Origin of the sequence: Pedococcus cremeus, from assembly GCF_900111375.1 — a bacterium.
Classification (GTDB): Bacteria; Actinomycetota; Actinomycetes; order Actinomycetales; family Dermatophilaceae; genus Pedococcus_A; species Pedococcus_A cremeus.
In genome coordinates this window covers 88,320-95,480 of the sequence record NZ_FOHB01000012.1, presented here as the reverse complement: position 1 = coordinate 95,480, position 7,161 = coordinate 88,320, and the positions used below count along the sequence as shown (strand labels likewise).

The window sequence follows — 7,161 nt, the reverse complement described above, 5'->3', positions numbered from 1 at the left end:
GTCCCCCTCCAGCCGCCGCTGCACGGTCCGCGTCGAGCAGTGCAGCCCCGGCGCGAGCATCGAGGCGACGAACCCGTGCAGCTCAGGCCCCGGGTGCACCGGCACTCCGCCGCGCCGCTGGTCCTGGGTTCGTCGCTGCAGGTCCTCATCCACCTGGGCGGCCAGCGTGTCCATCGCCACCGCCTGCCGACCCCGGATCGCAGCGACCACCCGGTCACAGGCCAGCACATACCCCTCGGCCTGGTCCGCCGGCAGCGCCGCGACCTCACGCTGTGACATCGCCGCAAGCGTGGCCATCAGGTCGCGCGGGTCGGCGCACTCCACGGCAGCCGGGCTGAACACTCCTGCCTCCGTGGCTGACCTCGCGCCGCTCATCGGACCCCCCCGCTTCGAACGTATGTTCGAGTGTAGCGCAAGGCAGTGCGGGGTGGAAGGGTTCGGGAGAGGGAATCTTACTGGGAATCAAGGGCTTTCGGGCCGGGCAGTCGTTGCAACCCGCCCCGTGCGCGCGGCAGACCTACTTGTCGATGTCGCCGACGACGAAGAACATCGAGCCCAGGATCGCCACCATGTCGGCGATGAGGTTGCCCGGCAGCACCTCGGCCAGCACGGCGACGTTGTTGAACGAGGCCGACCGCAGCTTCAGTCGCCACGGGGTCTTCTCGCCGCGCGAGACGAGGTAGTAACCGTTGAGCCCCAACGGGTTCTCGGTCGCGGTGTAGAGGTCACCCTCGGGCACCTTGAGCACCTTCGGCAGCCGCACGTTCACCGGACCCTGGGGGAGCGAGTGCAGCCGTTCGAGGCACGCGTCGGCGAGGTCGAGGCTGACGTGCACCTGCTCGAGGAGCACCTCGAGGCGCGAGAGGCAGTCACCCGCAGTACGCGTGACGACGCGGCCGGGGCCACTCGGCCCGAACAGCTCGCCGTACGCGAGGTACGGCTCGTCGCGCCTCAGGTCGAGGTCGACCCCCGAAGCGCGGGCGATCGGGCCTGAGACCCCATACGCACCAATGAGCTCCGCCGTCAGGACTCCCACGCCGCGGGTCCGTGCCTCGAGGATCTCGTTGCCCACGATGAGCGACTCGAGCTCCGGCAGCCGCCCGCGGACCGCGCGCACGGCATACCTGACCCGCTCCAGCCAGCCGGCCGGGAGGTCCTCCTTGAGCCCGCCGACGCGGTTGAACATGTAGTGCATCCGGCCGCCGGAGGCCTCCTCCATGACGGCCTGCAGCTCCTCCCGCTCGCGGAACGCGTAGAAGACCGGCGTGATCGCGCCGAGCTCGAGTGGGTAGGAGCCGAGGAACATCAGGTGGTTGAGCACCCGGTTCAGCTCGGCGAGCAGCGTGCGCGCCCAGACCGCGCGCTCCGGCACCTCCATGCCGAGCATGCGTTCGACACCGAGCACGACGCCGAGCTCGTTCGAGAACGCCGAGAGCCAGTCGTGCCGGTTGGCCAGCACCACGATCTGGCGGTAGTCGCGCACCTCGAACAGCTTCTCGGCGCCGCGGTGCATGTATCCGACGATCGGCTCCGCGGAGACGATCCGCTCACCGTCGACGACGATGCGCAGGCGCAGGACACCGTGGGTCGCCGGGTGCTGGGGGCCGATGTTGAGCACCATGTCGGCGGTCGCGAGCCCGCCCGCGCCCATGCCGACAGTGAGCTCCCGCTGCCCGGCCGACGAGGTCATGCCGCCATCCTGCCCCATCACCGTGACACCGCGTCGGTATGCCGCGTGCGCACCTTTCGCGGGCGCGTTCAGCGGCCGCCGAGTCAGGGCTGCCGAGTCAGGGCTGCCGAGCCAGGGCAGCCGAGCCAGGGCAGCCGGAGGCTCAGCTCGGGCAGCCGGGCAGGTTGTCGACGGCGACCGCGCGGCCCTGGTCGTCGAGCCGCACCAGCACGAGGTCCTCGCCCTTCCTGAGGGCGGCCATCTCCTTGACCGTGGCCGAGCGGGTCTGCTGCGGCTCGCCCTCCTTGACGCAGTGGTGGTAGAGCACCCGCGCATCGGCGGTGACCGGGATGCGGTAGACGAGCTTGTCGTTCTGGTTGGTGAAGGGCCTGCCCTTGAACGGCGACAGCGGCACGCCGTCGCGGGCGAGCTTGGCGTCGTCGAGGCCCTTCCAGGTCCACCGGTCGAGCACGAGCACAGGGGTGCCGCCGACGTCCTTGAGGTCCGTGACGGTGCCGAAGTCGTAGGTGCGCCCCACCACGTCGCTGGTGGGCTTGGCCGGCTCCGACGTCTTCGCCTTCCCCGACGACTGCTTCGGCGACGCGGTCACGGTGGGCGTGACCGTCACGGTCACCGGGGAGCCGCTCTGGGCCGAGCCACCACCGCAGGCCGTCAGCGCCAGGGAGGCAGCCGCGGCGGCGGCCAGCAGCACGTGCGCGGTCACGCGCGGGCTCTTCTGCGAGGTCATGGTCGTTCGCCGGGTCATGAGGGACGGGGGTCCTTCGGTCGGGTGCAGGCGGGGGTCCAGCAGCCCTTCAGTGTGCCGGGACCGGACACCTGCGACAAAACCGGCGACCGTCCCGGTGACCCGCCGACCCTCGCGGTGGACACGCGTCATGACGCCGAAGGCGGTGGTGCAGGCTTGTCCCGTGGCCCCTGCTCCCGTCGATGTCGATGCCGCCCACCTGCTCGATCTGACCGACCCCGCCGTCGTCGCGGACCCGTACCCGCACCTGGCCCGGCTCCGCGACACCGCGCCGGTGGCCTGGCACAGCGGGCTCGGCACCTGGCTCGCCACCAGCCACGAGGCCTGCGGCGCGGTGCTCCGCGACCGCCGGCTCGGTCGCGTCTTCGGTCCCCGTACCCCGGAGGACGACTGGGAGACCTTCAACTGGCTGCACGCCGACTCGATCCTCGACAGCGAGCCGCCGAAGCACACCCGCCTGCGCCGGCTCGTGTCCGGCGCGTTCGGCCGCGGCCACGTCGCCCGGCTGGCCCCGCGCATCGAGGAGCTGGCCGGCCGGCTCCTCGACGAGGCCGCCCCCGCCGGGAGCACCGAGCCGTTCGACGTCCTGGCGTCGTATGCCGAGCCGCTGCCCGTCCTCGTGATCGCCGAGCTGCTCGGGGTGCCCGAGTCCGAGCGCGAGCCGCTGCGGCCCTGGTCGCAGGCCATCGTGAAGATGTACGAGGTCGACCGCACGCCGGAGCACGAGGCCGAGGCGCGCCGGGCCAGCGCCGACTTCTCCGCCTACGTCGAGGAGCTCGCCGCCCACCGCGCCCGCCACCCCGGCAACGACCTCCTCACCGACCTCGTGCAGGCCCGCGACGGCAGCGACCGCCTGTCCGCGCGCGAGCTCGTCGCCACGGGAGTGCTGCTCCTCAACGCCGGCCACGAGGCCAGCGTCAACGGTTTCGGCAACGGGCTGCACTCCTTCCTCACCGCCGACCCGCGTCCGGAGGTGGACGTCGAGGACCCGGCAGCGGTGGAGCGGCTGGCCGAGGAGTTCCTCCGGCACGACTCGCCGCTGCACCTGTTCGAGCGCACCGCCAAGGAGCCGGCCGACGTGGCGGGGATCCACCTCGAGCCGGGCGACAAGGTCGCCGCCCTGCTCGGCGCGGCGAACCGTGACCCCGCGGTCTTCGCCGACCCCGACCGCTTCGACCCGGGCCGCGACCCCAACCCGCACCTGGCCTTCGGCGCGGGGATCCACTTCTGCATCGGTGCGCCCCTGGCCCGGCTCGAGCTGCAGATCTCGTTGCGCACGCTGCTGCGCCGGTTCCCCCACCTCGACGTCGTCGCGGCGGAGCGGCGGCCGACGTTCGTCCTGCGCGGGTTCGAGCGGCTGGTCGTCAGCCCACGCGCTTGAGCGCCCACCAGAAGTCGCCGAACCCGCCCCGCGCGGTCAGCGACGCGGCCGCCGAGGCGTGCGACAGCGCCCGCAGGTAGGCAGCCGGGTCGTCGGCGGCCAGCTGCCGCGGCGGGGGTGCGCCCTGCACGCCGAGTCCGCGCAGCGCGGTGCGCTGGTCGACCAGCTCGTCGTGGTCGAGGCTGTCCATCGCCACGTGGGCGGTGAGGTCACAGCTCCCGTCCGGCACGGGGTCGACGACGGTGCCCTCCCGGTATGCCGTGAGCGTGCCTCCCGCAGGACGCTCGCCCCCGCGGTGGCCGTAGTCGACCGCGACCGCCACGCCGCTGCGCACCCGCCCGAGGAGGTCCGACCAGGCCGAGTCGCGGCTGGTGCCGACCTCCACCCGGTCACCGGGAGCGACCGTGTCCCAGTGGCTGCGCACCCACCGCATCTCGTCGTCGGTCACCTCGTCGCCGAGCGACTCCCCACCCGTGGCGGGGTCGACGAGCACCTCGCGCAGCCGCCCGGTGTCGTCGGCCTCGGCGATCGTGCACGGCACGACGTCGAGCCACTCGTGGGCGACGACCAGGGTGGCGTCGAACCCGGCGAAGGCGTCGGGGAGCGCCTCGCCCCCGGGCGACACCAGCCAGTCGACGTCGGAGGACAGGACGGTGGGGCGTTCCACCACGTCGACACCGGTGAGCGCGATGTCGCGGTCGAGGGTGCGCAGCTGGGTCAGCAGCTCCCCCCGCCCGCAGCCGACGTCGACGATGCGGCCACAGCCCTCGTCGGCGGCGAGCTGCAGCAGCGCGCCGGCGAGCACCGGCCCGAGCGGTCCGTGCGTCGCGGTGGTGAAGTGACCGGCCGGTCCGGACGTCGAGCGGTAGAAGCCCGCGCGGCCGTAGAGCGCGTCGTACCACGCCTCGCGCCACGGCACCCCTGCCGCCAACCCACCCACGGCGCCACCGTAGTCGGCGAGCGTCGTCCACGCCTTCCGTCGGGCGGCGTAGATCCGGTCGCACGTCCGCGCGGTAGCGTGCCGCCGTGACTTCCGCCGAGGAGCGCCCCGCGCGCCTGAAGGTCGGCGTGGTCGGTGCAGGGAGGGTCGGCGCCGTCCTCGGCGCCGCCCTGCGCAGCGCCGGCCACCAGGTCGTGGCCGTGTCCGGCGTCAGCAAGGCCTCGCGGCGCCGGGCCGCGGAGCTGCTGCCCGGCATACCGGTGGTGCCCGTCGAGGAGGTGGTGGCGCAGGCCGAGCTGGTGCTGCTGGCCGTGCCCGACGACGCCCTGACCGACCTCGTCGCCGGGCTGAGCGCGACCCGCGCCTGGCAGGCGGGGCAGCTGGTGGTGCACACGTCGGGCCGGCACGGCCTCGACGTCTTCGAGCCGGCGCTGCCGTTCCACGTGTTGGGTCTGGCGGTGCACCCGGCGATGACCTTCACGGGCACCGCCATGGACATCGACCGGCTCGCGGACTGTTGTTTCGGTGTGACCGCCCCCGAGCCGCTGCGGCCGGTGGCCGAGGCGCTGGTGCTCGAGGTCGGCGGGGAGCCGGTCTGGATCGAGGAGCGGCACCGGGCGCTCTACCACGCAGCCCTGGCCCACGGCGCCAACCACCTCGTCACCCTGATCGCCCAGTCGATGGAGGCGCTGGCAGCCGCCGGGGTCACCGACCCGCACCGGATGCTGGAGCCGCTGGCCTCCGCGGCCCTGGACAACAGCCTGCGCGCGGGTGACGCCGCTCTCACCGGTCCGGTCGCACGGGGCGATGTCGGTACGGTTGCCGAGCACCTGCGCCAGCTCGAGCCGCTCTCCCCGGACATCCGGGCCACCTACGTGGCCCTCGCCCGGGCGACGGCGGAGCGGGCGCTGGCGAGCGGGCGGCTGCGGCCGACGGCGGCCGAACCCCTGCTGGACATCCTTGCGAGCGATCAGGAGCGATAGGTGAGTGACCTGAGCACGAGCGCCATCGTGGTGGCGCGCACGCGCGACGAGCTGCGCGCGGCGCGTGCCGAGCTCGGCGACGGGGACGTCGCCGTCGTCATGACGATGGGGGCGCTGCACGAGGGGCACGCGACCCTGATCCGCACGGCTCGCAGGCGCGCTCGGCACGTCGTCGTCACGATCTTCCTCAACCCGCTGCAGTTCGGACCCCACGAGGACCTGTCGCGGTACCCGCGCACCTTCGACGCCGACATGGAGATCTGCCGCAAGGCCGGCGTCGACCTCGTCTTCGCCCCGACGCCTGACGTCATCTACCAGGACGGTGACCCCGGCGTGCGCATCTCGGCCGGCCCGCTCGGTGCCGTGCTCGAGGGCCAGGCCCGGCCCGGTCACTTCGACGGCATGCTCACCGTGGTGGCGAAGCTGCTGCACCTGACCCGGGCCGACAGCGCCTACTTCGGGCAGAAGGACGCCCAGCAGCTGCTGCTGATCCGCCGCATGGTGCGCGACCTCGACTTCCCGGTCGACGTGGTCTCGGTGCCGACGGTGCGCGAGCCCGACGGCCTCGCCATGAGCTCGCGCAACACCTACCTCACACCGTCGGACCGCGAGGTCGCCCTGTGCCTGTCGCAGGCGCTGAGGGCGGGCGCCGATGCTGCGGCCGAGGGACCCTCCGCGATCCGGCGTGCCGCGCGGGCGGTGCTGGTGGCCGAGCCGCTGGCGCTCATCGACTACCTCGTTCTGGTGCACCCGACGACGCTCGAGGACGTCCCCGAGTGGTACCGCGGCGAGGCCCTGCTCGCTGTGGCCGGCCGGGTCGGGACCACCCGGCTCATCGACAACCTGCCCATCAAGGTCGGCCCCGGTGGTGGCGCTCTCGAGGTCTTCTCGGACGTGCACGCCGAGCCGCCGGCACAGGACTGAGGCCCTCGTGCAGCGCTTCATGCTCTACGCCAAGATCCACCGGGCCACGGTCACCCAGGCCGACCTGCACTACGTGGGGTCGCTGACCGTCGACCGCGACCTCCTCGACGCCGCGGGGCTGCTGCCGGGAGAGCGCGTCGACGTCGTCGACATCGACAACGGCAACCGGCTGACGACCTACGTCATCGAGGGGGAGCGCGGCTCGGGCACTCTCTGCGTCAACGGGGCGGCCGCCCGCCTGATCGCCCCGGGCGACAAGGTGATCGTGATCGCGTATGCCGCGATGGACGACGCCGAGGCCCGCACCTTCGAGCCGCACGTCGTCTTCGTCGACGAGCACAACCGGGTGGTCGAGGTCGGCCACGACGCCGGCCAGGTGCCCGACGGCTACGGCCTGCTGACCTCGGCCGTCCCGCGCAGCAGCGACACCGTCGGGGTCCTCGGTGGCTGACGGCCCGGGTGAGGTCGTCGACGTGGCGGCCGTGGCCGACGAGGCCG

At 73.0% G+C, this 7,161-nt stretch carries 8 protein-coding genes; 4 read left to right on the top strand and 4 right to left on the bottom strand.

Features of this window, described 5'->3' with window-relative positions:
* From BMW78_RS19185 to BMW78_RS19175, 3 genes are all read right to left on the bottom strand, one after another.
* Window positions 1-279, bottom strand: a 279-nt coding sequence (locus BMW78_RS19185; RefSeq protein ID WP_218144432.1) for a hypothetical protein, incomplete at its 3' end; no start/stop codon positions are given.
* Between the two features lie 238 nt (window positions 280-517).
* Entirely contained in the window at window positions 518-1,690 is a 1,173-nt protein-coding gene (locus tag BMW78_RS19180; protein ID WP_091762972.1) for an NADH-quinone oxidoreductase subunit D, read from the bottom strand.
* 142 nt (window positions 1,691-1,832) lie between these two features.
* Complete coding sequence (locus BMW78_RS19175; RefSeq protein WP_091762970.1) at window positions 1,833-2,435, bottom strand: hypothetical protein; 603 nt, start codon at window positions 2,433-2,435, stop codon at window positions 1,833-1,835.
* Window positions 2,436-2,598: 163 nt separating this feature from the next.
* On the opposite strand from BMW78_RS19175, the gene BMW78_RS19170 reads away from it, so the two are divergent.
* On the top strand, window positions 2,599-3,816 hold the full coding sequence (locus tag BMW78_RS19170; RefSeq protein ID WP_245736004.1) for a cytochrome P450: 1,218 nt from the start codon (window positions 2,599-2,601) through the stop codon (window positions 3,814-3,816).
* Here BMW78_RS19170 and BMW78_RS19165 read toward each other — a convergent pair.
* The gene (locus BMW78_RS19165; protein WP_245736002.1) at window positions 3,800-4,756 is read right to left on the bottom strand and encodes an SAM-dependent methyltransferase; all 957 of its coding nucleotides are present in this window, start codon (window positions 4,754-4,756) and stop codon (window positions 3,800-3,802) included. The two genes, BMW78_RS19170 and BMW78_RS19165, sit on opposite strands and share 17 nt — an antisense overlap.
* Before the next feature lie 86 nt (window positions 4,757-4,842).
* Between BMW78_RS19165 and BMW78_RS19160 the strand changes: the two genes are divergently transcribed.
* Genes BMW78_RS19160 through panD form a run of 3 tightly spaced genes read left to right on the top strand, consistent with a single transcriptional unit; the run spans window position 4,843 to window position 7,114 of the window.
* Window positions 4,843-5,739, top strand: a complete 897-nt coding sequence (locus BMW78_RS19160) for a Rossmann-like and DUF2520 domain-containing protein (RefSeq protein ID WP_091762968.1) — start codon at window positions 4,843-4,845, stop codon at window positions 5,737-5,739.
* Window positions 5,740-6,663, top strand: a complete 924-nt coding sequence (panC, locus tag BMW78_RS19155) for a pantoate--beta-alanine ligase (protein WP_091762966.1) — start codon at window positions 5,740-5,742, stop codon at window positions 6,661-6,663.
* A 7-nt stretch (window positions 6,664-6,670) separates the two neighbouring features.
* Complete coding sequence (panD, locus tag BMW78_RS19150; RefSeq protein ID WP_091762964.1) at window positions 6,671-7,114, top strand: aspartate 1-decarboxylase; 444 nt, start codon at window positions 6,671-6,673, stop codon at window positions 7,112-7,114.
* The last annotated feature ends 47 nt before the right edge of the window (window positions 7,115-7,161 follow it).